Origin of the sequence: Lichenihabitans psoromatis, assembly GCF_004323635.1 — a bacterium.
Classification (GTDB): Bacteria; Pseudomonadota; Alphaproteobacteria; order Rhizobiales; family Beijerinckiaceae; genus Lichenihabitans; species Lichenihabitans psoromatis.
On record NZ_CP036515.1, the window covers coordinates 3,421,535 to 3,447,512 of the forward strand.

The 25,978-nt window shown below is 63.5% G+C and carries 22 protein-coding genes and 2 pseudogenes; 8 read left to right on the plus strand and 16 right to left on the minus strand.

The genetic code is table 11. The annotated features are described in order from the left end of the window. Nucleotides 1-13: 13 nt before the first annotated feature. Together EY713_RS15920 and hisD are read right to left on the minus strand one after the other, a co-directional pair. On the minus strand, nucleotides 14-787 hold the full coding sequence (locus EY713_RS15920) for an SDR family NAD(P)-dependent oxidoreductase (RefSeq protein WP_131116559.1): 774 nt from the start codon (nucleotides 785-787) through the stop codon (nucleotides 14-16). A 4-nt stretch (nucleotides 788-791) separates the two neighbouring features. Further along, nucleotides 792-2,105 (minus strand): histidinol dehydrogenase, encoded by a 1,314-nt coding sequence (gene hisD, locus EY713_RS15925; RefSeq protein ID WP_131116562.1) that lies wholly within the window; start codon nucleotides 2,103-2,105, stop codon nucleotides 792-794. Nucleotides 2,106-2,211: 106 nt separating this feature from the next. Here hisD and EY713_RS15930 point away from each other — a divergent pair, with 106 nt between their 5' ends. Next, nucleotides 2,212-3,009, plus strand: a complete 798-nt coding sequence (locus tag EY713_RS15930; RefSeq protein WP_131116565.1) for an IclR family transcriptional regulator domain-containing protein — start codon at nucleotides 2,212-2,214, stop codon at nucleotides 3,007-3,009. Nucleotides 3,010-3,050: 41 nt separating this feature from the next. Next, a complete protein-coding gene (locus EY713_RS15935; RefSeq protein WP_245572750.1) occupies nucleotides 3,051-4,256 on the plus strand; it encodes a M24 family metallopeptidase in 1,206 nt (401 codons plus the stop codon). A 69-nt stretch (nucleotides 4,257-4,325) separates the two neighbouring features. On the opposite strand, the gene EY713_RS15940 is transcribed toward EY713_RS15935, so the two are convergent. From EY713_RS15940 to EY713_RS15955, 4 genes are all read right to left on the minus strand, one after another. Beyond that, nucleotides 4,326-5,303: a substrate-binding domain-containing protein gene (locus tag EY713_RS15940; RefSeq protein ID WP_131116569.1), complete on the minus strand. Its 978-nt coding sequence runs from the start codon at nucleotides 5,301-5,303 to the stop codon at nucleotides 4,326-4,328. 148 nt (nucleotides 5,304-5,451) lie between these two features. Further along, nucleotides 5,452-6,441 carry an ABC transporter permease gene (locus EY713_RS15945; protein WP_131116573.1) on the minus strand — a complete coding sequence of 330 codons (990 nt, stop codon included), beginning with the start codon at nucleotides 6,439-6,441 and terminating at the stop codon, nucleotides 5,452-5,454. Then, nucleotides 6,438-7,394: an ABC transporter permease gene (locus EY713_RS15950; protein ID WP_131116576.1), complete on the minus strand. Its 957-nt coding sequence runs from the start codon at nucleotides 7,392-7,394 to the stop codon at nucleotides 6,438-6,440. Before EY713_RS15950 ends, EY713_RS15945 begins: the two co-directional genes overlap by 4 nt. Further along, nucleotides 7,391-8,983: a sugar ABC transporter ATP-binding protein gene (locus tag EY713_RS15955; RefSeq protein WP_245572751.1), complete on the minus strand. Its 1,593-nt coding sequence runs from the start codon at nucleotides 8,981-8,983 to the stop codon at nucleotides 7,391-7,393. The genes EY713_RS15950 and EY713_RS15955 overlap by 4 nt, the downstream gene beginning before the upstream one ends. A gap of 134 nt (nucleotides 8,984-9,117) precedes the next feature. Between EY713_RS15955 and EY713_RS15960 the strand changes: the two genes are divergently transcribed. From EY713_RS15960 to EY713_RS15970, 3 genes are read left to right on the plus strand one after another with little or no spacing between them, the layout of a single operon-like run. After that, nucleotides 9,118-9,879, plus strand: coding sequence for an HpcH/HpaI aldolase family protein (locus EY713_RS15960; protein WP_165491160.1), 762 nt, complete (start codon nucleotides 9,118-9,120; stop codon nucleotides 9,877-9,879). After that, nucleotides 9,876-10,571 (plus strand): GntR family transcriptional regulator, encoded by a 696-nt coding sequence (locus EY713_RS15965; RefSeq protein ID WP_131116582.1) that lies wholly within the window; start codon nucleotides 9,876-9,878, stop codon nucleotides 10,569-10,571. Before EY713_RS15960 ends, EY713_RS15965 begins: the two co-directional genes overlap by 4 nt. Before the next feature lie 52 nt (nucleotides 10,572-10,623). Then, a complete protein-coding gene (locus tag EY713_RS15970; RefSeq protein ID WP_245572752.1) occupies nucleotides 10,624-11,859 on the plus strand; it encodes an LVIVD repeat-containing protein in 1,236 nt (411 codons plus the stop codon). A gap of 899 nt (nucleotides 11,860-12,758) precedes the next feature. On the opposite strand, the pseudogene EY713_RS15985 reads toward EY713_RS15970, so the two are convergent. The 9 genes and pseudogenes from EY713_RS15985 to EY713_RS16030 form a co-directional block, all read right to left on the minus strand. Next, a pseudogene (locus EY713_RS15985) lies at nucleotides 12,759-13,218 on the minus strand (transposase); the annotation flags it as partial. 327 nt (nucleotides 13,219-13,545) lie between these two features. Then, on the minus strand, nucleotides 13,546-14,274 hold the full coding sequence (locus EY713_RS15990) for an SDR family oxidoreductase (protein WP_131116585.1): 729 nt from the start codon (nucleotides 14,272-14,274) through the stop codon (nucleotides 13,546-13,548). Between the two features lie 134 nt (nucleotides 14,275-14,408). After that, nucleotides 14,409-15,296: an AraC family transcriptional regulator gene (locus EY713_RS15995; RefSeq protein WP_131116588.1), complete on the minus strand. Its 888-nt coding sequence runs from the start codon at nucleotides 15,294-15,296 to the stop codon at nucleotides 14,409-14,411. Between the two features lie 35 nt (nucleotides 15,297-15,331). Further along, nucleotides 15,332-16,849, minus strand: a complete 1,518-nt coding sequence (locus EY713_RS16000) for an FGGY-family carbohydrate kinase (protein WP_131116591.1) — start codon at nucleotides 16,847-16,849, stop codon at nucleotides 15,332-15,334. Nucleotides 16,850-16,862: 13 nt separating this feature from the next. Beyond that, the gene (locus EY713_RS16005) at nucleotides 16,863-18,122 is read right to left on the minus strand and encodes a sugar ABC transporter permease (protein WP_131116594.1); all 1,260 of its coding nucleotides are present in this window, start codon (nucleotides 18,120-18,122) and stop codon (nucleotides 16,863-16,865) included. Continuing rightward, a complete protein-coding gene (locus EY713_RS16010) occupies nucleotides 18,119-18,940 on the minus strand; it encodes an ATP-binding cassette domain-containing protein (RefSeq protein ID WP_131116597.1) in 822 nt (273 codons plus the stop codon). The genes EY713_RS16005 and EY713_RS16010 overlap by 4 nt, the downstream gene beginning before the upstream one ends. 93 nt (nucleotides 18,941-19,033) lie before the next feature. Then, nucleotides 19,034-20,113, minus strand: coding sequence for an ABC transporter substrate-binding protein (locus tag EY713_RS16015; RefSeq protein ID WP_131116599.1), 1,080 nt, complete (start codon nucleotides 20,111-20,113; stop codon nucleotides 19,034-19,036). 628 nt (nucleotides 20,114-20,741) lie between these two features. Beyond that, a pseudogene (locus EY713_RS23225) lies at nucleotides 20,742-20,987 on the minus strand (IS5/IS1182 family transposase); the annotation flags it as partial. 352 nt (nucleotides 20,988-21,339) lie between these two features. After that, nucleotides 21,340-21,585, minus strand: a complete 246-nt coding sequence (locus EY713_RS16030; protein WP_131116602.1) for a hypothetical protein — start codon at nucleotides 21,583-21,585, stop codon at nucleotides 21,340-21,342. 180 nt (nucleotides 21,586-21,765) lie between these two features. On the opposite strand from EY713_RS16030, the gene EY713_RS16035 reads away from it, so the two are divergent. Continuing rightward, nucleotides 21,766-22,008, plus strand: coding sequence for a hypothetical protein (locus tag EY713_RS16035; protein WP_131116605.1), 243 nt, complete (start codon nucleotides 21,766-21,768; stop codon nucleotides 22,006-22,008). Between the two features lie 1,441 nt (nucleotides 22,009-23,449). Here the strand turns inward: EY713_RS16035 and EY713_RS16040 are convergent. Next, nucleotides 23,450-24,250 carry a helix-turn-helix domain-containing protein gene (locus EY713_RS16040; RefSeq protein WP_131116608.1) on the minus strand — a complete coding sequence of 267 codons (801 nt, stop codon included), beginning with the start codon at nucleotides 24,248-24,250 and terminating at the stop codon, nucleotides 23,450-23,452. A 112-nt stretch (nucleotides 24,251-24,362) separates the two neighbouring features. Here EY713_RS16040 and EY713_RS16045 point away from each other — a divergent pair, with 112 nt between their 5' ends. Both EY713_RS16045 and EY713_RS16050 read left to right on the plus strand, forming a co-directional pair. Continuing rightward, the gene (locus tag EY713_RS16045; protein ID WP_131116611.1) at nucleotides 24,363-24,731 is read left to right on the plus strand and encodes a nuclear transport factor 2 family protein; all 369 of its coding nucleotides are present in this window, start codon (nucleotides 24,363-24,365) and stop codon (nucleotides 24,729-24,731) included. Then, complete coding sequence (locus EY713_RS16050; protein WP_165491161.1) at nucleotides 24,724-25,536, plus strand: alpha/beta fold hydrolase; 813 nt, start codon at nucleotides 24,724-24,726, stop codon at nucleotides 25,534-25,536. Before EY713_RS16045 ends, EY713_RS16050 begins: the two co-directional genes overlap by 8 nt. Nucleotides 25,537-25,978 lie beyond the last annotated feature (442 nt).

The following is a 25,978-nucleotide window of genomic DNA, read 5'->3' on the forward strand; positions in this document are numbered from 1 at the left end:
TTAAAACGGGAGATCAGCTCGTGCTCGTCCAGCCGCCGTCGAGCATCAGGGCGGCGCCGGTCATTAGGGCTGAGGCCTCGGAGGCCAGGAACACGACCCCGCCCATAATGTCGTCTAAGCGCCCCATGCGGCCGAGCTTAATCTTGGCAAGCGCAAAGGCCCGAAAATCTGCGTCAGCCAGGAACGGGGCGGTAAGCGGTGTTTCGATGAAGGTCGGGCATAGGCTGTTAACCCGGATCCCCTTGGGGCCGAGCTCGGCCGCCATCGCCTTGGTAAGACCTTCGATGGCGTGTTTTGTGGCGCAATAGACCGTCCGGCCGGGACCGCCCACATGTCCCATCTGCGACGACATGTTGATGATTGAGCCATGGCGCCCGGCCTCGACCATGTGGCGCGCCACGGCCTGCGCCACGAAGAACGCCGCTCTGACATTGAGCGCGAACACGGCGTCATAGTCGCCTGCTGACACATTCAGGAACGGTGCCGGCCGGTTCGTGCCCGCGTTGTTTACGAGGATGTCGAAGGGGCCCACCGCGCCGAGCACGGCCGCGCAACGGTCGCGGTCGCCGACGTCTAGCGTTACGGTCTCCGCCGTGCCGCCACGCCGCTCGATCTCCTGCGCCACGGCCTCGATCTCAGTCGTCGTCCGGCTCACGAGGGTAACGACCGCGCCGGCATCTGCGAGGGCGAGTGCCGCCGCGAGCCCCAGGCCGCGACCGGCTCCGGTCACGACCGCGCTGCGGCCATCCAGCCGCAGCGATGGCGTGCGGGGATAAGCCTCGCTCATCGGCTCACCGGGCATCGACGGCGGAGTAGGGCTCGACATTGCGGCGGCCATAGCGCCGAACCCGGACGTTGGCCTGCTCGCCATGGCCCGAAAACCCCTCGAGCGCGCAGAGCCGCGAGCAGACCTCGCCTAGGCGCGCCGACGCCTCGTCGGTCTCGACCCTCTGGTAGGTGCAGGTCTTCAGGAACTTACCGACCCAGAGTCCGCCCGTGTAGCGCGCGGCCTTCATGGTCGGCAAGGTGTGGTTGGTGCCGATGACCTTGTCGCCGTAGGCCACGTTGGTGCGGGGGCCGAGGAACAGCGCGCCGTAGTTCGACATGTTGTCGAGAAACCAGCCATCGCGGTCGGTCATCACCTGCACGTGCTCGGAGGCGATGTCGTCGGCGACCGCAAGCATTTCGTCGTAGTCGCGCGCAACAATCACCTGACCGTAATCGGCCCAAGCCTTGGCCGCCACCGCGGCGGTCGGCATGATAGTGAGGAGACGCTCGATCTGCTCAATCGTGGCGCGACCCAGCTTCTCCGAGACGGTGAGCAGGATGGCGGGCGAGTTGGGTCCGTGCTCCGCCTGCCCCAGCAGGTCGATGGCGCAAATCTCGCCATCCACCGAGTCGTCAGCGATGACCAGGGTTTCGGTCGGGCCGGCCAGAAGATCGATCCCGACGTGTCCGAAGGTCTGGCGCTTGGCTTCGGCCACATAGGCATTGCCCGGGCCGACCAGCATGTCGACCGGCGCGATCGTGGCGGTGCCAAGCGCCATGGCGCCGATCGCCTGGATACCGCCGAGCACGTAGATCTCATCGGCACCGGCGAGGTGCTGGGCCGCCACGATGGCCGGCGCCGGCTCGCCCCGGTAGGGCGGCGCGCAGGTGATCACGCGGGCGACGCCTGCCACCTTGGCGGTGATGACCGACATGTGAGCCGATGCCAGCAGCGGATATTTGCCGCCCGGCACGTAGCAGCCGACCGAGCGCATCGGTACGTTCTTGTGACCTAAGAATACGCCCGGCAGCGTCTCGGTCTCGACATCGCGCAGGGCGGAGCGCTGCACCTGGGCGAAGTTGCGAACCTGGCTTTGAGCAAATCGGATGTCGTCCAGCGCCTGGCCGGACAGCCGGGAAAGGCAGGACTCGATCTCCCGCTCGCTCAGGCGAAAGCTTGCCGGATTCCAGCCGTCGAACTTGACCGACATGGCCCGGACCGCCTCTTCGCCGCGCTCCTCTATATCGGTAAGGGCGGCTTCGACGACCGTGCGCACCTGCCGGTCGGCCGCGCGAGCCTGCTGCACGTCCATCCCCCGCTTGAGCCACTCCGCCATGCCGCGATCTCCCCGTTCGCCTCTCGAAACAAAAAAAAATGGCACGGCTTGACCACGACGTCAATTTTTCGCACATTTGTGCGATAATCGCGCAAAAGGAGTTTGCATGTTGAAACCGCAGATTGCCAAGCCGGACTTTTCGCAAACGCTGGCGCGCGGACTCGATCTTCTCGGCGCTTTGTCTGACTCGGCCGCGTCGCTTTCGGTCAGCCAGGCCGCCGAACGGGTAGGGATCAGTCGGGCCGCCGCCCGGCGTCTGCTACTAACCTTGCGCGAACTCGGCTATGTCCGGTCGGACGGCACGCTGTTTTGGCTAACCGCGCACGTTCTCCAGCTAGGCGCGGGCCTTATCCGCAGTGGCGGAGTGTGGGCCAGCGTAGCGCCGTATGTGATCGATATCGCGGACCGGTTAAACGAGCCCTGCTCGGTCTCCGTCCTCGACGGACCGGATACCCTGTTCGTCTGCCGCGACGCGACGCGACGAATATTCACGACCCGCCTTGGTGTCGGCGACCGCTTGCCGGCGCACTGCTCGGCGAGCGGCAAGACGCTGCTGGCCTGTCTGCCGGAGCCTGACCTCGACCGGGTCCTGGCGCTGCGGCCGCTGGTCGCCCGTGCGCCGGCCTCGATCACCGATCCGGTGCGGTTGCGCAGCGAACTTGGCTTTACCCGCGTGCGCGGCTACGGATTGGCCATTGACGAGATGGAGGACGGTACGCTGTCGGTTGCGGTTCCGCTGCGCGATCGGGACGGCCAGGTGATCGCCGCCATGAGCGTCGCCTCGCACCGAATGCGTCGCACGCCGGCCGACCTGCAGGGCTCGTTGCTCGACGACCTTCGCCTGGCCGCGCAGCAGGTCGAGCGCGTGATCGAAAGCTTTGGAGATCGGGGCTGGGTGCCCTGACCAGCGAAGTGCTGGAAAAGCCGGCGGAAAGGGGACGATAGATGACGATGGAATCGGTCGAGGAACAGCCAATCGTGGCGGCGCGGCTCCCTGACGTGCCGTTTGATGCCGCCCGGCTTGACGGACTGCTGGACGATGCCGGGCTCGATGCAGTGTTGGTGACGTCCAAGCACAACATCCAGTACATGCTGGGTGGCTATCGCTACTTCTTCTACGCCAACATGGATGCGCACGGCTTGAGCCGCTACTTGCCGTGCCTCGTTTACGTCAAGGGACGATCCCGCGAGGCGACCTATATCGCCAGCCCCATGGAGGACCACGAGCGCGAGCTCGGCAAGTTCTGGGTCGACAGCACCCATTTCAACAACATGACCTCGCGGCAGACAGCCGCGACCGCGGTTTCGACCCTGCGTCACTGCGCCCCTCGGGCGCGGCGCATAGGCATCGAGACGAGCTTTCTGCCGGTGGACGCCTACGAGGTGCTTCGCGACGGCTTGCCCGGCGTATCCTTAGAGTCGGCCACGCTGCCCTTGGAATTGCTCCGGGCAGTCAAGACACAGGCAGAGCTGACTAAGCTAGAAGATGCGTCGACCAAAGTTGTCGAGGCTATGCTTGCCGTGATCGGACAGCACGGGAAGGGTGCCACCAAGGCGAACATCGCGGAGGCGCTCCGCTACGAGGAGACCGTGCGCGGCGTCACGTTCGACTATTGTTTGATCACCATGGGGCAGTCGTTCAACCGCGCCCCGTCGGGGCAGGCGTGGCGGGAGGGGGAAGTCCTGTCGCTCGATTCCGGCGGCAACATCGGCGGCTACATCGGCGATCTCTGCCGCATGGCGATCCTGGGCGAGCCCGACGCGGAACTTGAGGATCTGCTGGCGGAGATCAACGCCATCCAGATGGCGGCCCGCGGACCAGTGCTCGCAGGGGCGCGGGGCGGTGACGTTTTCGCGGCCCCCGAGGCAATGCTGGCGCGCTCGCCCCATCGCGAGCGGCTCGATTTCGTGGCGCACGGGATGGGCATCGTCAGCCACGAGGCCCCTTGGCTGACGGGGCGATCCGCGGTGCCTTACGAGGCCTATCATGCCAACAGGCCGCTCGAGGCCGGGATGGTTCTGTCCATCGAGACCACGCTACTTCATCCCCGCCGTGGCTTTATCAAGCTCGAGGATACGGTGGCCGTCACCGAGACTGGCTGGACTGCCTTCGGAGACGCCGGCCGGGGTTGGAACAGTGTGGGCGGCTGATCCGCGCGGGGCCGCCCTCAGAAGGCGCCCCCCTTGCGGGGCAGCCCTCCTGAGGAGCGGGATGCACGCTTAGAAGTTATATTTTTCTATATTATCCTTGTTAAAAACCAGCGGCGGCCCGAGTAAGATCTCGTCCTTCGCGGTGAACTTGAGGTCGCCGAGGCGCCCGGCTTTCACCACTCCCTTGGCCGGATCGAGCGTGCCGTCCAGCTGTGCCTTGGTAATGAAGAGGGCCGCATAGCCGATATCGACCGGACTCCAAAGCACCGCTTCCTTAATGACACTGTCTTTGATGTAGGGTCGGATCGAGTTGGGAACGCCAATTCCGGCGATGGTAATTTTGCCGGACAACCCGAGCTGCTTTACCGCCTCGGCCACGCTGACCTCGGCGATGCCGTCCACCGTAAACACGCCCTTGGTTTCGGGGTTGGCGCGCAGGTAATTGAGGGTGATGTTCTTGCCCTTTTCGATGTCCTGTTCGCCAAGTAGCGTCGTCTTGATGTGCATGTCGGGGTATTTTCTCGCCACGGTCTCCGTGATGGCCTTCATCCAGGCCAGCATGTTCGAGGCCGTCAGCGAGCCGGTCACCATCAGAAAGTCGCCCGAGGTCCCGGCCCCCTTGGCCATAATGTCGGCTATAGTCTCGCCGATGGCGGCGTAGGACGCTTGGTTTAGGAACACCTGACGGGCCTCGGACTTAACGTCCGCGTCCCAGGTGTTAACCTTTATGCCTTTCTGCTGGGCGCGCATTAGCGACGGCGCGAGTGCGGTGGGATCGAGCGCGCAGATCGAGATCGCATCGACTCGGCTCCGGATCAGACGATCGACGATGTCGACCTGGCCGGCGACATTGGCATCCACGGGCCCATTGTACTGGACCGTCAGGCCGAGTTCCTTGCCGGCTTCCTGCGCGCCCTGGTTCGCGGACACGAAATAGGGATCGCTCGTGAATTTCGGCACGAAGGCGACCGTTTGGCCGGCCGCCAACGCGGGCCCGCTCAGCAGGCCAGAGGTGCCGGCGAGCAGGCCGCCGCCGATGCCGATCATGGCTTGGCGGCGCGTGGGATAGAGAAGCCCGGACGGGCGTCGTTCGTCGTTTGACACTGAATGTCCTCCCCAAAACAATGTTGTCCGGTCGAAGCTGCCGGATCGGCGGCCCGCCTAGGCGGCGGGATCTTGTGAGCCGTGCGCCGCCTCAGCGGGGCGCGCGACGGAAAAACTCGTTAGCCAGCACACCGAGGATTAGGAAGGCGCCCACGATGACGAGCCCCCAATCATTGCGCACGCCGGCAGAGACCAGCCCGTCCTGCAGGTATGCCAGCACCAAGACACCCAGCACTGTTCCCGGGATGGTGCCGGCACCGCCCGTGATCTTGGTGCCGCCCAGTACCACCATCGCGATGACCGGCAGTTCCAGCCCCAACGAGGCATTGGCGCGCGCCGTTGAAACCCGGGCCGTCTGAATAATGGCCGCGACGGAGACGAGGCCGCCCATCAGGCCATAGATAGCGAGCTTTACGCGTTCGACCGGAACGCCAGAGAAGCGGGTTGCGAGTTCGTTCGCGCCGATGCCGTAGACCCTGCGCCCGAAGGTGGTGCGATCGAGGAGCAGCCAGCACGCCAGGGCCGCGACCACGAGGGCGGGTAATTGCGCCGGCACCAGGCCGCCCGCGATGTATGACTGCCCGATGCTGGCGAACCAGGGCGGGAAATCCGACACCGCCGCCGCGTTTGAGATGGCGTAGGCCGCACCGCGGTAGATCGCCATGGTAGCGAGCGTCACAACGAATGGGTGTAGGCCCAGATAGGCCACGGCCGCGCCGTTGACGAGGCCGCCCGCGATCCCCGTCGCGACCCCGAGCAGCATGGCGGCTGGAAGCGGAAGCCCGGCCTGATAGGAGAGTCCCATAACGACCGACACGAGGGCCAGTAGCGAAGCGATAGAGAGATCTATGCCTCCCGACACAATCACGAAGGTCATGCCGAGCGCCAGTATGCCGGTCTCAATAAAGGTGCGCGAGGTGTCGAGCAGGCTGCTCGGGTCGAGGTAGCCCGGAACGAGCACACCCAGTCCGGAGAGTTCAACGACGAGTAAGAGGGCTAGCCCGTGGGTCCGAGTGAAGACGAAGCGCCGTGGCGGTGGTGCCTCGACGGGTGCGGTGAGGCGAGTCGTGGGCTGGCTCACGAAAGCCTCCTTGAAGCGCGAAACCGCAGGGCGTCGACCGAGATCGCGAGCAGGATCAAAAGGCCTAAGACCAGTTGCTCGAACGTACCCGGGACGCTGTTCAGCGTAAGCGCGTTCAGGATCACGCCGACCAGTACGGCACCGATCACTGGGGCGACGGTGGAACCGCGCCCGCCTGTAATGCTGGTGCCGCCCAGCACGACTGCCGCAATGCATTGTAGCTCAAATCCGGTCGCGGCGGTCGCTTGGATCTCGCCGATCTGGCCCGCAAAGATCGCGCTGGCAAGGCCGCAGCCCAGGCCCGTGGCGAGGAAGCAGCGGAACTTCACGAAACCCGCCCGCAGCCCGACCGCGTCGGCGGCCCGGCGGTTGCTGCCGACGGCCAGGATGTCGCGACCCCATTCAGTATTGCGATTGACGAGGTCGAAGAGAACGAAGACGAGGACCAGACCGACAATAGGCGCGCGCAGGCCTGCGATACTGCCGAGCCCGAAGGCGCGGATTCCGTCGGGGACCAGCAGCACGCCGTTTGCCCCGATCAGCAGAACCACGCCGCGCAAGGCGAGCAGCATGCCGAGCGTTGCGATGATAGAGGGGACGCGGCCTACAGTGACGATCGCTCCGTTAAGCGCGCCGACCCCGAGACCCACCCCCAGGGCTGCAAGCAGCGGCAGGACCGGGTTCGCCATGAGGTGGCCCACGCTCGCATAAGTAAAGGCGCAGGCCGCCAGCAACGAGCCGATCGACACGTCGATCTCGCCGGACAGGATCACCTGGTTGAGCGCGAGCGAGACTATGCCTACAACCGCGACCTGGCTGATGATGTTGAGGAGGTTGGCGCTCGACCAGAAGCCCGGAGTGGTCAGGCCGAGCAGAAGCGAGACCACCACTAAAAACGCGATGGGAGCGGCCTCGGGCCGCTTGACGGCGCGATCGACCCAGGGCGCGGTCAATGCACCGACCCCGGATGAAGAGCCGGGTCCTCAGCCAGTTCGGCGACGATGCCCGCCGCGGCAGCCCCGATCGCATCGGGTGAGAAGTCTGGCCCCTGGAAGGCGCCGGTCAGGCGGCCCTGATGCATGACCAGAATGCGATCCGACATCGATAATATTTCGTTCATCTCCGACGACACCAACAGCACGGCTTTGCCAGCCGCCGCGAGGTTGTCGATTATGCGGTAGATCTCGGCCTTGGCGCCGACGTCGACCCCGCGCGTCGGCTCGTCGAGCAGGATGATATCTGGCTCCACCACCAGGGCTTTGGCGAGCAGCACCTTCTGCTGGTTGCCACCGGACAGCGACAGCACCGGGGCTTTGAGGCTGCTGCTCCGGATCGCGAACAACGCGCGGAAGCGCTCTGCAATCTCCCGCTCCCGCCGGCGCGACACGAACCCCAACCGAGAGATCCGGTCGAGGCCACTGAAGGCGATGTTCCAATCGATTGGGTAGTCGAGAACCAGTCCCTGCGAACGCCGCTCCTCAGGCACGTAGATGATGCCGCGCGCAATAGCGGTGCTCGCATTTGGGATGGGGATCGGACGCCCCTCTATGAGGATGCTGCCATGGGTGGCGGGTGCGATGCCGAAGATGGCTTGCGCCACCTCCGATCTGCCCGCACCGATCAACCCGGAAAGGCCGACAATCTCGCCCCGCCGAAGCGTGAACGAGATGTCTTTGAACGCGCCGGTGCGCCCGAGCCCACGCACCTCCAGCAGCGCCTCGCCGGGCGAGTGCGGCGTGCGGTGGAACAATTTGCTGAGCGGGCGGCCAACCATCATCTGGATTAGCCGCGACATGTCGAGATCGCGGGTGCAGCAAGTGTGTATCTGCTCGCCATCCCGCATCACTGTAATCCGGTCGGAAATCTGGAACACTTCGTCCAGCCGGTGCGAGATGTACACAATTGCAACACCGCGGCGGGTTAGTTCGCCCACGATGCCGAACAGGCGCTGAGCCTCCCTCTCGGTGAGGGCGGCGGTCGGCTCGTCCAGGATCACGACCTTGGCATCGTGCATCAGGGCGCGCGCGATCTCCACCATCTGGGCATTGGCGCCCGACAGGGAGCGCACTGCCGCGTCGAGGTCGAAGCTGACGTTGAGCCGCCCAAACGCCGCTGCCGCCTGCCGGCGCATCGCGGCCCAGTCGAAGGTGCCGAGGCGCGTGCGCGGGCGAACCCGCCCCACGAACAGATTCTCGACGACCGATAGGTCAGGGAATAGGTCGAGTTCTTGCGGCACCATGGCGATGCCCGCGGCTTCGGCTATGCGTGGCGAGGTCAAAGAGACGATGCTGCCTGCGACCTCCACATGCCCCTCGTCGGGCAAGTGGATACCGTGCAGCATCTTCATCAGCGTGCTTTTGCCAGCTCCGTTCTCGCCCATGACCGCGTGGACCTCGCCGGCCCGGATCTCTAGGTCGACGCTCCGGCACGCCCAGATGCCGCCAAACCGTTTGCCCGCACCCGCCAGACGGCAAGCGATCGGGACGGCCGTCTCCGCCGAAGGCGCAGCGCTGCGGTCCTGGTCGATGCTTGGCGTCATCATTTCTCCCCTCTAGCGGCTGCCGTCTGACGCGGACCGTTGGGCGCTAATAAGCGGAAGCCAGATCAAATTGTCAAACAATCTTATTTGACATTTTTGCGCGTCGATCTTAGTGATTTCGCCATTGGGAGATGTCAATGCGCACCGAGACGCTCAAAACGATTAGTGGTTCGGAACACCGCGGGATTAGAACGACGTGGCTGCATAGCGCCTCGACGTTATCCGGGGAGATGATTGCGCGGGTCGGCTGGGACTGCCTTGTGGCAGACATGCAGCACAGCATGACCGGGTTCGACGAGATGGTCCGGCTGCTCCAGGTAACGACCAACCTCGGGGCGATAGTCCTGGTACGTCCCCCGGCGCTCGACCCCGCACTGATCGGGCGACTGCTCGATGCCGGAGCCAGCGGCATCATTTGCCCGATGGTGAGTTCGGTAGCAGAGGCACAACTGCTGGTCGCGGCCTGCCGCTACCCCCCGGTCGGTAACCGTAGCATCGGGCCCATCCGGGCGCGATTGCTGTTCGGCGACGATTATGTCGCCAAGGCTAACAGCGGAGTGCTGGCCATCGCCATGATCGAAACGCCCGGGGGCCTCGAGCAGCTCGATGCCATCGCGCGGGTGCCCGGACTTGACGGCCTGTTCGCCGGACCGAGCGACATCGCATCGAGCCTCGGCCGGCCGCCGAGGATGGACACTGACGACGCCGTCGTGGTCGAGGCCCTTGGCCACATTGCCAAGAGCGCCGTCGCGGCCGGCATCATGGCGGGACTTGCCTGCGAGACCTCGGCCTATGCCAAGCAAATGCACGCGGTCGGCTACCGCCTCTTCGTGACGGGGTCGGACCTGCGCATCATGACCGTAGCGTCCAAAAGCTTGCTGGCCGAGTTCGGCCCATGAGGCCCGGGCTGGAGTCCTCCTTATCGAGCTCCGGCCAGGAGATCTTCGATGCGCTGCGTGACGACATCGTGTTCGGGCGGCTCAACCCGCGCGAGCGACTGGTAGAAGCCGATCTCGTGTCGCGGTTCGGCTCGCACCGGGCGGCGGTCCGCGAAGCGCTCGCGGCGCTGGAACATGCCGGGCTTGTGGACCGGCAGCGTAACAAAGGCGCCTCGGTGCTCGACCTCAAGCCCGAGCGCGTCGAGCAGCTTTACGCCGTCCGCATACTGCTGGAGACGACCGCGGTCGAAGCCATACCGTTGCCCCTCGACTCGGCCGCACTGGACATGCTCGTCGCCATTCAGCGGGAGCACCAGGAGGCCGTTGCCAGCAACGATCTGCGGCGCATCTTCAACCATAACAACAGGTTCCACGGCACGCTCTACACGCAGTCCGGCAATCTCGTCCTGGTCGAGATGATTGAGCAATGCGCTACACGTGCCCTGACGGTACGCTTCCATCCCTACATGGACCGAGGCTTCCTGGAGCGTGTCTGCAGCGACCATTGGGAGATGATCGACGCTTGCCGCCGCTGCGACCGCGCCGGTCTGGTCGCCCTGGTGCGGGACCATCTACCCCTAGCCAAAAATCGCTACCTCGATACCTACGACCAGCTCCTAGTGCAGGGCGGCGTTCTCGCGCTGCATCCCTGACGGCGTTACGACACCGCGACAACAACAATTACCACACGATCGGGAGGATCAATTGAGCAAGCTCTTTGACGCGGCCTGGAATATCGAATTCGTGGGCCGCACCAACCAGGCCGGCCGCGCCGACGGCATCCAGTGCATGATCCACAAGGGTTACGCTTTCGTCAGCCACGTCTTCAGCGGCGGCGTCAGCGTCATTGACGTGCGGGATCCGCGCAACCCTGTGCCGGTCAACTTCCTGCCGACGCACAAGCGATCGTGGTCTGTCCATATCCAGACAGCGAACGACATCCTGCTCGTGGTGGAAGAGTTCAACTTCTATTCGGTCTACGTGAGGGAGACCGAATATTACGGTCATTCGATCGAGGGCGTGCACTCGAGCAAGTTTGGGACCCGCGGCGAGGATTATACGGCCGGCATGCGGGTCTACGACATCTCCGACCCCGTTCATCCGCGCCCGATCGGCTTCATGGAGGTTGAAGGGCTGGGTTTGCATCGTATCTGGTGGGTGGGCGACCGCTACGCCTATGCGTCCGCCCTGTTGGACGGCTACACCGACCACGTGTTCATCGTGATCGACATGCAGGATCCTGCGCATCCGCGCGAGGTCGGACGCTGGGCGCTGCCTGGCATGTGGGCCGCGGACGGCGAGACTTTGACCATGCCGGGGCGCGTTGCGTTGCACCACGCCGTGATCGCGGGCGACACCGCCTATGCGTCTTGGCGGGACGGCGGCCTGACCCTCCTCGACATCTCGGACAAGACCGCGCCGAAGCTGATCTCCCACACCAACTGGTCGCCCCCGTTCGCGGGCGGCACCCACAGCGCCCTGCCGTTGGTCGACCGGGGCCTCTGCATTGTAGCCGATGAGGCGGTGCTCGACATCGACCAGGAGCCTATGAAATACACCTGGGTGGTGGACATCCGAGCGCCGCAGAACCCGGTCACGATCGCGACTTTCCCGACTCCGTCCGACCAGGACTACGTGGCCAAAGGCGGCCATTTCGGTCCGCACAACCTCCATGAGAACCGGCCCGGCGCCTTCCAAAGCTCCGACTTTGTGTTCGCGACCTATCAGAATGCGGGGGTGCGCGTGTTCGACATCCGCAACCAGTTCCAACCGCTTGAAATCGGCTTTTTTGTCCCGAGCGAGCCCGAGCAGTGGCTGGATACGCGACCCGATCGGCACCGCGTCATTCACACCTGCGACGTCAACGTGCAGCCAGACGGGCTTATTTACATCACGGACTACAACGCGGGCCTATACATTTTGCAATGGAAGGGAGCCTGAGACGGCGATGTTGCTGAAGTCCGTCAATGACCTAAAGTCATAAGCGGTTCAGTTTGCGATTATTGGGTCTGACCAGTCCGACCGCCCGGAGGCTAATCCAAGGCGCGGGCGTCGAGACGCATGAATCGTGTTGGAGGCCAAACTCCGCGTTCATGGTGATCCGCACGATGAGACGCTTCTGTTTCGACCAAAAGTCCGCGTCGGTTTAATTGTCATTTAAAAGCAGATTGATGCCGTCCGTCTACTTCTGACTTATTCAATTGAAAAACTGCGCATCAAGGGCGGAGCAGGCCAGCGATGGCTTGCGGTCACGGACAATTGCAAATGGATACCGCCGCCTCATGCGGGTTTCAGGTCTGGCATCGGGATCAGCTTGGCCATCTATCGGAGGTTCTGAGCGGCGGCAGCAAGGTGCAACTCGTTGCGGGCTCCGTTTGGACCTCGGAGGCGCATCCGGTCGAGCTTCTGGACGCGCTTGAAAGGCCGTCCTATCGTGCAGTAGAATGGCGCCAACTTCCGCCGCACATAGGACCAGGTCGACAAAGCGGTCGATGGAGCGAAGAATATGGCCTGCCGGCACGTGCCTTTCGAGTGAGAACTCGTCGAAGAGCGCTGCTTGATCGACTTGCCGCGGTCCCATCATCAGCTTCGCCTCCCGTCCGTCTGCAGGATTGACTCAGCCCCGGTACTTCAATTCGAGGCCAGACTCTTTGCAACGGAATATGCCCGGAGCAGACATAGTCCGACCTATCTACGCGCTCCCGGTCGCGTTCCAACTGGCCCCGGATAGACGGCGTTTCCTTGGTCGGCGACGCGGCCCATCTCATGCCGCCGTTCGCTGGCGAGGGTTTCAGTATTGCCATATACGACGGCTCCGAACTTGTCCGATCGATTGCCGTCAGCGTCTGCTTGGCCGGCAGATTTGACTGCGACGATCCAGATGATTTCGGGCTTTTCGGATGCGGGGTATCTCAAGCTTCGTCGCCCCCATCCGCGATCATGTTTTTTTTTGGGCAGACGGTTTTCGAGCGTCAGAACGGCCACGCACTCCTTTAAGGCGCCGGCCTCACGGCGCAGATTCTTGACCTGGTCGGTGGTGGTGGCCCGGGTCGTGTCACCGGCCAGACGCCATTTTCCGGTTTCCATGAACTCCTTCGACCAAGTGTAATAGAGGCTTTGGGGGATGCCTTCCCTGCGGCACAGCTCGTCGATGCTGTCCTCGCCACGCAGGCCGTCGAGCACGATCCGAATTCGGTCTTCGGCGGAAAGATGCCGGCGGGTCGCTAGGCGGGTGTTTTTTACCACCCGCTCGGCGAAGGGCTTGGTGGGCAATTTCGGCGTGGAGCATTTGGCTCTCATCTTCGTTCTGTCGTCGCTACGACGAGACCCAAATCCGCCTCGAATTACAACCTTGATTCTGGGCCATAGGTGCTGACTGCAGACAATCACGCAGAAGTTGAGCCCCACGCTGGTCCCGCGAGACTTGAGGTCGGTCGGCCCTTAGCGTGGTTCTTGACCCAGTCTGGGCAAGATTGCGATAACGGTCCGCTTCGCTACGGGCAAAGTCGAGCGAAGCTTGCGTCGTGCCGACGCCGCCGGACCAATCCGATGTGCAGCGACAACAACCCCGAGCTGCTCGACTTCTCGAACGTGACCAAGCGTCTTTAATCGTGGGTTGCAAGATTCTTAAAGATCGAGTCCTTGCGGCAGGATTACGATGTCTCGGATTACGACGTTTCGCGGTCGCGTCACCATAAAAAGAACTGCCGCCGCAACCTCCTTAGGTTCCATCAGGCTCCCTGAAGCCAGGGCGTCGTCGAGCTTTGCTTGCGGCCAATCCTTCAGGAGTGCCGTAACGACAGGCCCGGGGGCAACCTCCCCCACCCTGATCCCGTGCTTGTTAACTTGTCGCCGCAGCGTGTGAACGAAGGCCTGGATGGCGTGTTTCGACGCAGTGTAAACAGGCTCCCAGACGACCGGCACGAAGCCTGCGACCGAGCTCGTCACGATGATATCACCCGTTTTACGCTCGACCATGTGCGGTAGAACCGCATGAATGCAACGAAACGTGGCGTTGATGTTCAGGTTTAGCATGCGGTCCCACGCGTCAGGATCGCCATCGATGACCTCCCCGCCTACATATGATCCGGCGTTGGCGTGGAAGATATCGAGCGAGCCGGTCTGCTTCAACAATGCAGACATCATCCCCGATACGCTTTGAGGATTCGTTAGGTCAATCACCAACGGGATAGCGTCTGGGCCGAGCGACGCGCAAACCTCCTTGAGCGTATTTTCTGCACGGTCAATGAGGACAACGCGGGCGCCTGCCGCGTGGAAGGCCCGCGCGCATTCCAAGCCGATCCCGGATGCGGCACCTGTCACTGCCGCGACCTTCCCCGATAAGTTCTGATCCATCAAAGCATCCTTTCAGTATTTTTGAGATTTTTGATCATGGTTTTGAGGGGCTTTTGTGTCCGATGATCATCGCCGTGAAGGTTGAACCCAGTGTTTGCGACCACAAGATAGCCCCGTACAATTGAATCTACCGATCACGCTGCCGATGCAGCCATGGCGGCATTCATCGTGTGGGTGTTGCGAAACTTGGAGGGCGTGGTCTGCTTCAGCAGAAGAAACTGGCGATTGAAGTTCGAGACGTTGTTGAAGCCGGTTTCGTAACAGATCTCCGTTACGTTTTTGCGCCCCTGAACCAGCAGCTGGCACGCAAAGTCGATGCGAAGCAAGTTGATGTAGGGCACGAAAGTCATTCCAGTATGTTTCCTGAACGTGCGGGAAAACGCGCTCGGACTAAGGCCGCTGAGTTTCGCGAGTTCGCTCTCATGCAGTTCTGCAGTAAAGTTCCTGCGAATATGACCCAGCACATGGTTCATCGCACCTGACATATACTTCATTGGCTCGGACTGAAACTCCCCGCTGGCAAGCGGCACCCTGGTCCGGATCTGCCCCAGAATGTTGAGCAGTGTCACGAACAGCGCGATGCGGCGGGCCCCGATGGCGTGAAGCAGTTCGGTGAGGATCGGCGTCACCAGCGCGGCCGTGGCAGGCGGAAAGCCGATGCCATGCGTCGACTCGTCCAGCAAACCGGCGACGAAATCGAGCTCGGGAAACAGGGCGAGACATCCTTGGATGAACTCTTGCGTAAACTGCAGCACAAGGCAGCGCTCGGGGATAACTTCATCGGGGGCGACATTGCTGACCCAGTTGTGCGGCAAGTTCGGGCCAGTCATCACGAGGTTGCCCGGCTCGAACGCCCCCACATAGTCGCCGACCCGGAACGTGCCGGTGGTCGCGGTGACCAGATGCAGCTCATATTCGGGGTGAAAGTGCCACCGGACGGTTTTATACGGATAGCCGTGTGCCCACACCTTGAACGACTCGTTGCGGCGAACCTGGACCAGCTCGAGATCGGGCTGCTGCATCGCGTTCCTCCGTTCGTGCGGGTGGCCGCTCTGGCTCAAAGCGCGGCCCCGCCATCAACCTCCGAGAGCGTCGCCATCAGATGTTTGGTCTGCCTGTAGAGCGCGCGATAGACCGCGTATTGGTGGTCGTAGAGTGCCTTGACAGCCTTATCCGGGTGCTGGATGCGGGCAGCCTTGTTCCAAATCTCGATGTCGGTCAGCGTTGCATGGCCTGTAGCGAGCGCGGCCAAGAACGTGTCGCCTAGGCTCGCCCCAGTGGTGACCTGCCGCAACACCTGCGACTGGCCGCTGATGTCCGACACGGCTCCGAGCCAGACGCCGTTGCGAGTGCCGCCGCCGACCGCCACGACGCGGTTCGGGGCATGGCCGACCGCCTCGAAGGTCTCGACGATGTGGCGCACCGCGTAGCCGATGCCCTCCAGCGCGCCGCGATAGACGTCGGCGCGGGTATGCGTGAGATCGAGCCCGAAGATCACGCCCTTGGCACGCGGGTCGTGGAGGGGGGTCCGCTCGCCGGAGAAGTACGGCAGCACGATTAGGCCCTTGGCGCCGGCGGGCGAGGTCGCGGCCTCCTGCGCCATCTCGCCCATCACGTCGGCGGCGGGCTTGTCGCGAAACACCTGATCAGCGAACCAGCGGGTCAGGGTGCCGCTTGTCGCGAGCCCCGCCTGGCTGGCGTGCAGCCCCGGAAACAGCCACGGCGCGTACCACAGGCGGGGGTCCCGCACCTGAGCGGCCGTGATCTGGATGATGAAAATGGTCGAGCCGTACATCATCATCATGTCGCCCGGGGCCGTGACGCCGACACTGAGCGCTTCGGCAGCCGCATCGATGGTGCCGCAAACCACCGGCGTCCCGACCGCGAGGCCGGTTTCGGCCGCCGCCGCGGCCGTGATGGTTCCGGCGATCTCGTGGCTCCACAGCAGGCGCGGCAGATGGGCGAGATCGACGATGCCGTCGGCGAATTCCGGGCTCCAGCGTTGCGCCGCGGGATCGTAGAGCGGCGTGAAGCCCGCCGCCGTGAAGTGATCCATCGCGTAGTCGCCGGTGAGGCGATAGGTGATATAGGGCGTGGCCGAGACGAACATGCGGGCTTGCGCGTAAATATCGGGCCGCTTGTTCTTGAGCCACAGAATCTTGGGGCCGACCGACTGGCTGGTGAGCCCGCTGTTGCAGCGCGCCAGCAGCGTCTCTGCGCCGATCTTCTGCATGAGGAAATTGATCTCCTCCACGGCGCGGGTGTCGACGCCGTAGAGCACGCCGTTCATCAGCGGTTTGCCGCCGCCATCGAGCGGCAGCATGCAGGGCCCGATGGCGCTGGTCGCCACCGCCTTGATGTCGCGCGGATCGACACCGCTTTTGGCGAGAAGCTCCCGCGTGATCGCGACGGTGTCGCCCCACCAGTCCTCATCGGGGCGATGCTCGGCCCAGCCGGGGCGGGGCACGATCATCTGATGCCGGCTGACTGCCTGGGCCACGATGGTGCCTGACGCATCGGTCAGCACACCTTTGGACTCGAAGGTCCCGACATCGATGCCGATGAAATACGTCACCGATCTCTCCCGTTCAGGCGCGGCCGTGCGAGGCGCGGGACCGGCGCGCCAGGCTATCGACGATGACCGCGACGGCCAGCACGCCGCCGGTGATCATGTAACGGAGCGAGGACGACAGATCGAGCAGCGTCAGCCCGCTCGAGATCGACTGGATCACGATGATGCCGACCAGGGCCGAATAGGCGCTGCCGCGACCGCCGAAAAGGCTGGTGCCGCCGATCACGGCCGCCGCGATGGCGTCGAGGTTGACGTCGCCGGTGCCGGCCTGCTGGCTTGCCGAGGCGAGCCGCGCCGACGAGAGGACCCCGCCGAGCGCCGCCAGCATAGAGCACAGCATGAACGCGCTCGTATAAATAAAGCGGACGTTGATGCCGGAGCGGCGCGCGGCCTCCCGGTTGCCGCCCACCGCCGTGACGGAGCGGCCCCACTGGGTGCGGGTGAGCGCGTAATCGGCCGCCACCACGAGACCGACGAAGAGCCCGAACATCCACGGCACGCCGCGATCGGTGTTGAGATAGGACACAACCGCTTCGAGCACGGCCGTGATCAAGATCACGCGCACCAGGAGGCCCCCGAAGGAGCCAGCGGTCAGCCCGGCGGCGCGCCGTCGGGTGGCGGTGCTCAAGCCCGTCACAAGACCGAACACGCCGGGCAGCGCCGCAATCGCGTAGGCCACGATGTGCGGCATGAAGAGAGACTGGCCGAAATCGACCAGGCCCGACTCGTAGGGCAGATTGATCGATCCGCTGGCGCCCAGAATGTAAAGCTGCAGCCCGAGGATCGCGAGCAGCCCGGACAGTGTCGAGACGAAGCTCGGCATGCCGAAGCGGTTGAACAGGAACGCGTAGAGGAAGCCGAACAGGCCCCCGACCACCACGGCGCCCAGAATCGCGAGCCCCACGGGCCAGCCCTGGTTAACCCAGAGTACGCCCACCATGGCTGACGCGAAACCGCTGACCGACCCGACCGACAGATCGATCTCGCCGACCATCAGGATCAACACGATGCCGAGCGAGATGACGCCCACGGTGGAGGAATCGTAGACGAGATTGACAAGGTTGTTGCTCGACAGGAAGACGCTGTTGAGGCTCTGGAACACGGTCCAGATGATGGCCAGCCCGACGATGACCGGGAGCGAGCCGAGATCGCCCGACCGCACTCGGTCGATGAAGGCCTGGACCGCGCCGCCGACGCCCTGGCCGTGCCTGACGCGCTCGTCGCTGCGATCGAGCCGCGGCGGCGGGGCCGCGGCGTTCTGTGTCTCGGTGCTCATGGCCGCTCTCCCTGCGCGCTGTCGTGTTCTGCCTGAAGGCGATGGGACCGGCGCGACACCGAATTATCGCTGGCGCCCGTTATGGCGCTGATCAAGTCCTGGTTCGAGGAATCGGGGGTGAACACCCCGTTGTTACGGCCGAGCCGCAGCACCACGATGCGGTCCGCGACGGCGCGCACGTCCTCCATGTTGTGGCTGATCATCACCACCCCGAGGCCCCGGTCGCGCACCCGCTCAATCAGGTTCAGCACCTCGGCGGTCTGGGCGACGCCGAGCGCGGCGGTCGGCTCGTCGAGCAGGATGAGTTTGGGATCGAGCAGCAGCGAGCGCGCGATCGCGACCGTCTGGCGCTGGCCGCCGGACAGCGAGGCCACGGGTTCGCGCACACTCGGAATTCGGGCCGACAGCTCCTTCAGCAGCGTCCAGGCCCTGACTTCCATGGTGACCTCATCGAGCCGCAGGGGGCTGAGTTCCTTGCCCAGGAAGATGTTGGCCACGACATCGAGGTTCTCGCACAGCGCAAGATCCTGGAACACGGTCGCGATGCCGAGCGCCAGCGACGCGCTCGGGCCATCCAGCGACACGGGCTTGCCGCGAAACGCAATGGCGCCAGCGGTCGGCTGGAACACGCCCGCCAGGATCTTGACCAGGGTCGATTTGCCAGCGCCGTTGTCACCGACCAGCGCCACCACCTCGCCGGCCCGGACATCGAGATCGATGTCGGTCAGGGCCGAGACGGCGCCGAAGTTCTTCGAGACGCTGCGAAGGCTGAGGACAACCTCCCCATGTCGGTCCGGAGGCGACGGTCGATCGGTCATCCAGGGAGCATCCTCTTGCGACGGGTGGGGGAGATGCGCCGCTCGGTCGGGCCTTGTCGGCCGGGCGACGATGAAGCGTGTCAGGTCAAAGCGTCAGGGCGCGATGCCGAGCGTCTTGCAGCCGTCCGCGTAGCGGCCGGTGCAGAGTTCCGCCGCGGTCTGGATCGGCTTACCCTCGATCATCTTGTCGAGGATCTCGGCCTTGAGGTTCTGGGCCGTCACGACCGCGGGCGTGAACAATTTAGAGGGTGTGTCGAAGAGCATCGTCTCGGCCTTGGGGGCTTCACCGGACAGCAGCGCGATCACGATATCGGCCGCTGCGCCCGCCACGATCTCGCTCGGCTTGGAGATGGTGTTGTACTGGTCGCCCGCGATGATGAGTTGTAGGCCCGCGATGGTGGCGTCGTTTCCGGTGACGGGCGGCACCGGGTTCACGCCGGCCGCCTTGAAGGCCGCGATCGAGCCGCCGCCCGTGCCGTCATTGGCGGCCACGACGCCGACGATCTTCTTGCCGAAGCGCGAGATCTGGCCGCTGACCCACTGTTGGGCCTTGGCCGGCACCCACTCGGGCGTATCGTATTCGGCGAGCGTCGCGTAGCCGCTGCCTTCGAGCCCCTCGTGAATGCCCTTCTTGATGAGGCCCGCGGCCGCATCGGTGGGAGAGCCGTTGACTTCGAGCAGACCGACATCGGCGGTCGGGACCTTCATGGCTTTAAGCTGCTCGACCAGCGATTGCGCGATCGCCTTGCCGATGGCCTGGTTGTTGAACGACACGTAATAGTCTGCTTTGGCGGACGGGATCGGCCGATCGTAGGCGATGATCTTGATGCCCTTGGCCTGAGCCTGCTTCACCAGGGAGGCGGCAGCGGTCGAGTCCACGGGATCGATCACGATGGCTTTGACACCCTGCGAGATCACCGAGTTGAACTGCTGCTGCTGGCGCGAGGCGTCACCGTCTGCGTTTTGATACAGCACGCTGCAGGTGGGGCACTGCTTCTTCATCTCGGCCACGAAGCCGGGATGGTCGTGCTGCTCGTAGCGCGTCGAGCCCTGATCTGGCATGAGGAACGCAACTTTTGCGTCGGTGACGGGTGCGGCCAAGGTTGCGGTGCCGCCGAGCAGGCAACCCGCTATGGCCGCGACACCACTGAATTTCCAAGAGACCGTATTCATGGGGGCTATTCTCCATATCGATTAAAAAAAACAGTCAGCGAGGTCGAGAATGTAACGTCATCCTCCCGCATGAATTGAGCAAACCGGCTTGGCACGCGTGAAGGTCGGTCAAGCTCGAGCTGTCGCGTGAGAGATCGCGCACCAGGGCAACGCTGTCGAACGCGGAAGCCTGTCAGTCGCTCAAGTCGGAATGATTGCTCATTGTTTCTCTCCCAGGGGGCGCTTTAGGCGCCGGATCGGCTGGCTTTTGCCAACTCTATTCACGATCCTAGGCTCTGCTCAGAAAGCAGGCTACCAAAATTGCACCATGATTCTGATACTTTCTTGCAAGTCGAAGCTCCAGCGTAGCGCGTAGGACGGCAAGAGTAGATGCACTGGTATCGAAGTGCCTTGGGCACCCCATTTAAGCTTTGATCGCGTCGAGACGTCAGCACAGGCCCTGCAATTCACTCGCAGGGCGCTGAAAAAAGATCGACGTTCAGCCTTTCAGCTTCATCGCGCATTATTTTCTGCTGATGCACCGGGAAACGCGGGGGAGTCGGGATTTTTCGCTGTCTGCGATGCGCTTTCTGCGACGGGCGCCAGCCCCGTTGCTGTGGGCGAGCGGCCCCTGCGCCGCCATCTCACGCTACCTCCGTTTAACGAGCAGCTTTGGCAGGCGAAGGAGGTTGCAGGCTGCGGCCGAGAAGGCAAAAGCCATGTCGACGCGCTCCCGGCCCCATGCCCGGATGCGGCGCAGCAGTCCGAACTAGTTGCCCCAGCCGAACCCCTCCTCGATCCACTTGCGGATGCGCTGTCTCACCGCGTAGCCGGGATGGCGTGTGGTGCGTGCGTCGATGGCCGAGGGCCGCCCTGCGGTTTTGCGGGCGTGGTGCTACGTGACGTTAGAGGTGACTCGGTTTATCTGAACAGGCTCGCCGTCCGGTAAGGCGTAGGTGCCCGCACCGGCCACGGCTATAAAGCCGTCCTTCACCACGAATGAGCGACCGATCAATTCGAAAAGAGGACGGTGCTGCTGCGGCTGCACGTAGCGCGGTTCACCGGCCGCTATTCCGAGCGGAAGGCAGGTCCAGGCACGGTTGCTGCCGGAACCCGCTGACGCTGCGAAGGCAGCTTTGACGCCCGCCCGCCGGATATCCTTCACCACCCGCTCGGCAGGCTTCTTGGCGATTGAGGACTTGGCTCATCTTCGTTCCTTCGTCACTACGACCAGACTCAAATTCTCCTCAGTTCACAACCTCAAATCTGTGCCATTGCTGCTGACGCTGGACAATCGCGGTGCAAGTAGCGCTCGCCTTCGGCGAGGGAGAGGCGGCAGGCAAAGTTCTCGCCAAATTGTCCGACACTGGATCGGGCGGATTTCTCAAAGGACTGTTGGCCGTCAACAAGGGCGACTGAGAAATCGCCGCCGCGCTGTTCTCGCGCTGCGACATCCCGGAGCCGGAGCGTCCCTTCGCGAACATCATGGTCATGTTGGATCCGTTCCGGCGGAGCGAAGATCCTGCGGACAAGGCCGCGATCGAGGCGCTGCGCGTGGCCGCCGCCTCGGAACCCGGGTCGCTGATCGTGATCGCCAAGCTGGCCGCAAACGAGGTTTCGAGGACCTGTCCGACAGGGCCTGCAAGGATGCGGTCGGCCTGATCGGACCCGCCATGCACCTTCCCGCGCGCATCACGATCGCGGCCTATGCTTACGGAACGAACGACCACGTCGTCGTCATCCGGGCGCTCGACGACTTCGTCGACACGGGCGCCGTGACCGAAGAACTGCAATGGTTGGCGGACGCCCCATGCTTCGGATACGCCGCCCCGAAGCCGCAGTGCCCGCTTCTTCGAAAGGCTTTCGGCATCGACCCGCGTCGTCCCACCGATCGCGCGCGCATGCTTGCGTCCTGACCAACGCCAGGCGGTATCTCAAGGCCGAAACCATCCTGCGGCGCCCGGTGCGTGCAACGCCCGAAGACCCGCTCTGCACCTGCTGCTGGCGCAGACGGACCGGCGCACGAACAGCGCCGAGGAAGCGGTCCAAAGCGTGGTTGCCGTCGACGAGAATGCCTACGTCGGTCCCGCGTCGTATCGTATGCATTGGGCCCACGAACTCCGGGAAGCCGGCCATTTGCGGCGCGCCTTGGACTTGGCGTACGGCCTGCTACGCTCCTTCCCAGACAGGCCGCAGATGTTCTTGGGCTACGTTGGACTCGTCTTTAGGGACCCGTCGCACGCTATCATCCCCACCAGGCGCAGGCCGGGCCGGGATGCCGGGTCTCGATTTTCTGAGGCGTCCGGCCGCACAGACAGTTTCATCATCCACGAGGGGGGCGTCTTTCCTCGGCCTCGATGTGGTCCCTCCCTAGTCCGATCGGGCGAAGAAGGTAATCGGGCTCGGCGTCGGTGGGACCTTCCTGGTTCCGGGGATGCTCGGCCGCGCGACGACCTGGACCGTCAAGGACATCAAGAGCAAGTACCTGCATGTACTGCATACCGTGCTGCAATACTTCGAGAAGCGATTTCCAAGCGTCGAATAGCTACGGCAGTTCACGATGCAGAACGGCGACGTTGAGCCCGCGCTGGCCATCGTGAGGGAGAGCGCCAAGGCGAGACGGGACCGTGCGGAACGTGTCTACTTCACGGGCAACATGCCTCTCTGTTTGGCGGCCGCCTCGACGGGGTTGAACGTGTTCTCCTTTGCCCAATACGTCAGATTCATCGGCTTCGAGATCGCTACGTCCAACGGGGCCCTGCCGAATCGGACATTCGGCATCGACATGACGAACAGGCATCGAGGCAAAGGGGCCGCTCTCCGGGCTTGGACATGCAGGTGCACAGCGCCATCGCTTCGAACCGCCTTAACATCGTTTGGAACGGGAAGGATCAAGGCCTCAAGAGAGAGACCCGCACGTCAGCCTAGGCCGCCCAAGCGTCGGAAATGACCGCTGCTCAAACTAAGCGGCGGCGCATTCACATACGACATCGTGAAAGCCGAAGCGCCGCCACCCTCAAGACATGCGCTGACATTTGTGATTGCATATAAAACTTCAGCTTCCTGGTGCCCAGCAGACATTCAAATCGTCGACGCGGAAGTCCGCTTAGGGTCACTTTCGGACCTGGCCGTCGCGGAGCTGTTTCAAAGGCAGGGATCGTCAGGCATCTCATAGCCGAGACTCACAAAGCGTCAGGTAAGGAGACGACGCTGATCTTGGTCGCGGCGCCTGGCACCAAAGACGCGTACCGCCGCATCGAACTGCAGCCGTTTGCTGGGTGCTGGGGCGTTCGACGCCAGCGCGAGCGAAGTAGATCAAGTCGATCACGGCCGGGCGAAGCTCCCGATGCCTGCATACTAAACGCCGCGCAGCAGAGCGGCGCGGGTTGCCTCGTCGGCAGGGTAGAAACATTCGAGCGCGATTTCGGAAAGGGTCACGTCCGCGGGCGAACCGAACACCGTGGTGGTGCTGATCATCGACAGAGGTGCGGCGAGACCGGGAAGACGCAGTCGCAGAGGAACCGCAAGGCCGGCTAAGTCGTGCGGCGGCGCTGCACTGGCGCGGGACGGAAAGTTGGACAGTTCCGCGAGGAGCGCCACCAAGACGGCATCGCCGCTGCGGTCGATCTGCTGCTGCAATCGAAGGAGCAAGTGCATTCGCCACTCGCCGAGATTGTCGATGCGCGGGGCTAGGCCTTTGGGATGGAGGCTGAGCCGCAGGACGTTGACGGGAGGAGCGAGCAACATGGCATCCACTCCGACCAAGAGCCCGGACATGGCAGCATTGCTTGCGACAAGCGTCCAATGTCGGTCGACGGCCAGCGCCGGAAACGGCGCATTGGCGGTCAGGATCGCATCGACGGTCCGTCGCGCCACGGCCATGTCGGGCGCCGTCAGCGATCGCTCGGGATAGAGCGCAGCGAAGCCGGCGGCGTGCAGCATCTGGTTGCGGGTCCGGAGTGGGACGTCCAGCCGTTCGGCTAGGCGGATCAGCACGCCGCGACTCGGTACGGCGCGACCGGTCTCCACAAAACTCAGGTGACGGGTGGAGATCTCCGCCTCGCCCGCAAGATCGAGCTGGCTCAGCCGGCGGCGCCGCCGCCATTCCCGGAGAAGAGCGCCGACACCGGCGGAGGAGGGGGACGCAAGATGGCTCATGTCGACACGATAGCCCAGCTCCAGCGGTTCTCCATGACCTTCGAGGTAATGGACCAAGGGTTGGACAGCATCGATCCTGTCAGTCGTCAAACCACGTTGACAGGAGGTCATCATGCATAATTATCAGGCGATCGCGGAACGCTACCTCGCGATGTGGAACGAGCCCGATCTTAACCGTCGACGCGCCCTCGTGGCGGTCGGCTGGATTGCGGACGGCCGGTATGCCGATCCGTTGATGGAGGGGCATGGTCATGACGGGATCGCGGCCATGATCGAGGACGCCCGCGCGTCCTTTCCTGGTCATCGTTTTACATTGCGAGGTAAGCCCGACGGCCACGGCCCTTTCTTGCGCTTTGCTTGGTCGCTTGCTCCAAACGGCGGCGCGCCCGTTGCAGGCGGCACTGACGTGGCAAGGCTCGACGAGGCAGGCCGCTTCATCGAGGTCACCGGCTTCCTGGATGGGAACGCGTCTCATGAATGAGCGAAACATCGTTCGTACCCGATCCGGTGTGGACCTCTTCGTCCGCGACTGGGGCAGTGGCCCGCCGGTTCTGCTGCTCGCGGGTTGGGGCATGACCTCCGACCTGTGGGCGTCCGTGATGCTGCGGCTATGCGAGGCGGAGCTGCGGGCGATCGCATTCGATCGGCGCGGGCACGGTCGATCGAGCGATCCAGGGATCATCAGCTATGACCTCCTGGCCGACGACCTTGCCGACGTGATGAAGGCGCTTGATCTGGCCGCCTGCACGGTCGTGGCGCATTCAGGTGCCGGAGGCGAGGTGGTCCGCTACCTCGCTCGCCATGGTGACACTCGGATCGCCAGGATCGTGTTCGTCGGGGCGACCCTGCCGGCGCTGGCACGCACGCCGAACAACCCCGAGGGGATCGACCCCGCGCTGCTCGAGGCCATAGCGCAACAGATTGGCGACGACCTGCCGGCATGGATCGACAACAATGCCCGGCCGTTTGTTGCTCCGGATACCCCGGAAAGGACGATCGACTGGCTGGCCGGCATGGTGATGGGCTGCTCGCGGCGTATTCTGGTCGACTACTACCGTGCCATGGCAGCAGCCGATTTCCGAAGCGAGCTTCGGCGGCTCATCCAACCGGTCACCATCATCCAGGGCGACCAAGACGTCTCGGCCCCGGAGGCCCTCTGCGGTAGACCGCTTGCGGCGCTGCTACCCGGGGCGGAGTTCCTTCTCTACAAGGGCGTGGCTCACGGCCCAATGGTGACACATGTCGAGAGGATCGCCGCTGACATCGCGGAACGGGCGGTAAGATAGCCCCGACGTTGTTCGTTGGCCATGATCTCGCGCGGCTGAGGTCGCGACTGCCAACGATGTAAGTCTAGCGCAGTTTTATGGATGGCATCATTTAAGCTGCAGCCCGGCGGGCAAGTGCCTCTTGATCGACGATCCAAGCAATCAGGGTTGAACGCCGGGCGCAGACGGTCCCTCCGATCCGAAATGACGGGATGATCTCAGCTTCGATTCGGTGCCGAACCTGTTTGTCTCGCATCTGTAGAAAGGCCGCGATGGCGGGCACGCCATAGAGCAGGTCTGCATTGGCCTCTGCGTTCATCATAAATTCCTTGTTGCACAGTTGTTGCGTGAAACTGCCGGGTATTCTCGGGCAGTCTTGAATTCGTTCAGCTTTTTCGGCCCATAGCGGGGCTGAGTTCGCAACATAAAAAGGGCCACCATAGGCGACCCAAGTTATTGTTAA

What these genes read in the sequence shown, in the direction of transcription:
- EY713_RS15920 (WP_131116559.1), bottom strand. Translation starts at nt 787, where the DNA reads ATGAGCGAGGCTTATCCCCGCACGCCATCGCTGCGGCTGGATGGCCGC.
- hisD (WP_131116562.1), bottom strand. Translation starts at nt 2,105, where the DNA reads ATGGCGGAGTGGCTCAAGCGGGGGATGGACGTGCAGCAGGCTCGCGCG.
- EY713_RS15930 (WP_131116565.1), top strand. Translation starts at nt 2,212, where the DNA reads ATGTTGAAACCGCAGATTGCCAAGCCGGACTTTTCGCAAACGCTGGCG.
- EY713_RS15935 (WP_245572750.1), top strand. Translation starts at nt 3,051, where the DNA reads ATGACGATGGAATCGGTCGAGGAACAGCCAATCGTGGCGGCGCGGCTC.
- EY713_RS15940 (WP_131116569.1), bottom strand. Translation starts at nt 5,303, where the DNA reads ATGATCGGCATCGGCGGCGGCCTGCTCGCCGGCACCTCTGGCCTGCTG.
- EY713_RS15955 (WP_245572751.1), bottom strand. Translation starts at nt 8,983, where the DNA reads ATGATGACGCCAAGCATCGACCAGGACCGCAGCGCTGCGCCTTCGGCG.
- EY713_RS15960 (WP_165491160.1), top strand. Translation starts at nt 9,118, where the DNA reads ATGCGCACCGAGACGCTCAAAACGATTAGTGGTTCGGAACACCGCGGG.
- EY713_RS15965 (WP_131116582.1), top strand. Translation starts at nt 9,876, where the DNA reads ATGAGGCCCGGGCTGGAGTCCTCCTTATCGAGCTCCGGCCAGGAGATC.
- EY713_RS15990 (WP_131116585.1), bottom strand. Translation starts at nt 14,274, where the DNA reads ATGGATCAGAACTTATCGGGGAAGGTCGCGGCAGTGACAGGTGCCGCA.
- EY713_RS15995 (WP_131116588.1), bottom strand. Translation starts at nt 15,296, where the DNA reads ATGCAGCAGCCCGATCTCGAGCTGGTCCAGGTTCGCCGCAACGAGTCG.
- EY713_RS16005 (WP_131116594.1), bottom strand. Translation starts at nt 18,122, where the DNA reads ATGAGCACCGAGACACAGAACGCCGCGGCCCCGCCGCCGCGGCTCGAT.
- EY713_RS16010 (WP_131116597.1), bottom strand. Translation starts at nt 18,940, where the DNA reads ATGACCGATCGACCGTCGCCTCCGGACCGACATGGGGAGGTTGTCCTC.
- EY713_RS16015 (WP_131116599.1), bottom strand. Translation starts at nt 20,113, where the DNA reads ATGAATACGGTCTCTTGGAAATTCAGTGGTGTCGCGGCCATAGCGGGT.
- EY713_RS16030 (WP_131116602.1), bottom strand. Translation starts at nt 21,585, where the DNA reads ATGACCATGATGTTCGCGAAGGGACGCTCCGGCTCCGGGATGTCGCAG.
- EY713_RS16035 (WP_131116605.1), top strand. Translation starts at nt 21,766, where the DNA reads ATGCACCTTCCCGCGCGCATCACGATCGCGGCCTATGCTTACGGAACG.
- EY713_RS16040 (WP_131116608.1), bottom strand. Translation starts at nt 24,250, where the DNA reads ATGAGCCATCTTGCGTCCCCCTCCTCCGCCGGTGTCGGCGCTCTTCTC.
- EY713_RS16045 (WP_131116611.1), top strand. Translation starts at nt 24,363, where the DNA reads ATGCATAATTATCAGGCGATCGCGGAACGCTACCTCGCGATGTGGAAC.
- EY713_RS16050 (WP_165491161.1), top strand. Translation starts at nt 24,724, where the DNA reads ATGAATGAGCGAAACATCGTTCGTACCCGATCCGGTGTGGACCTCTTC.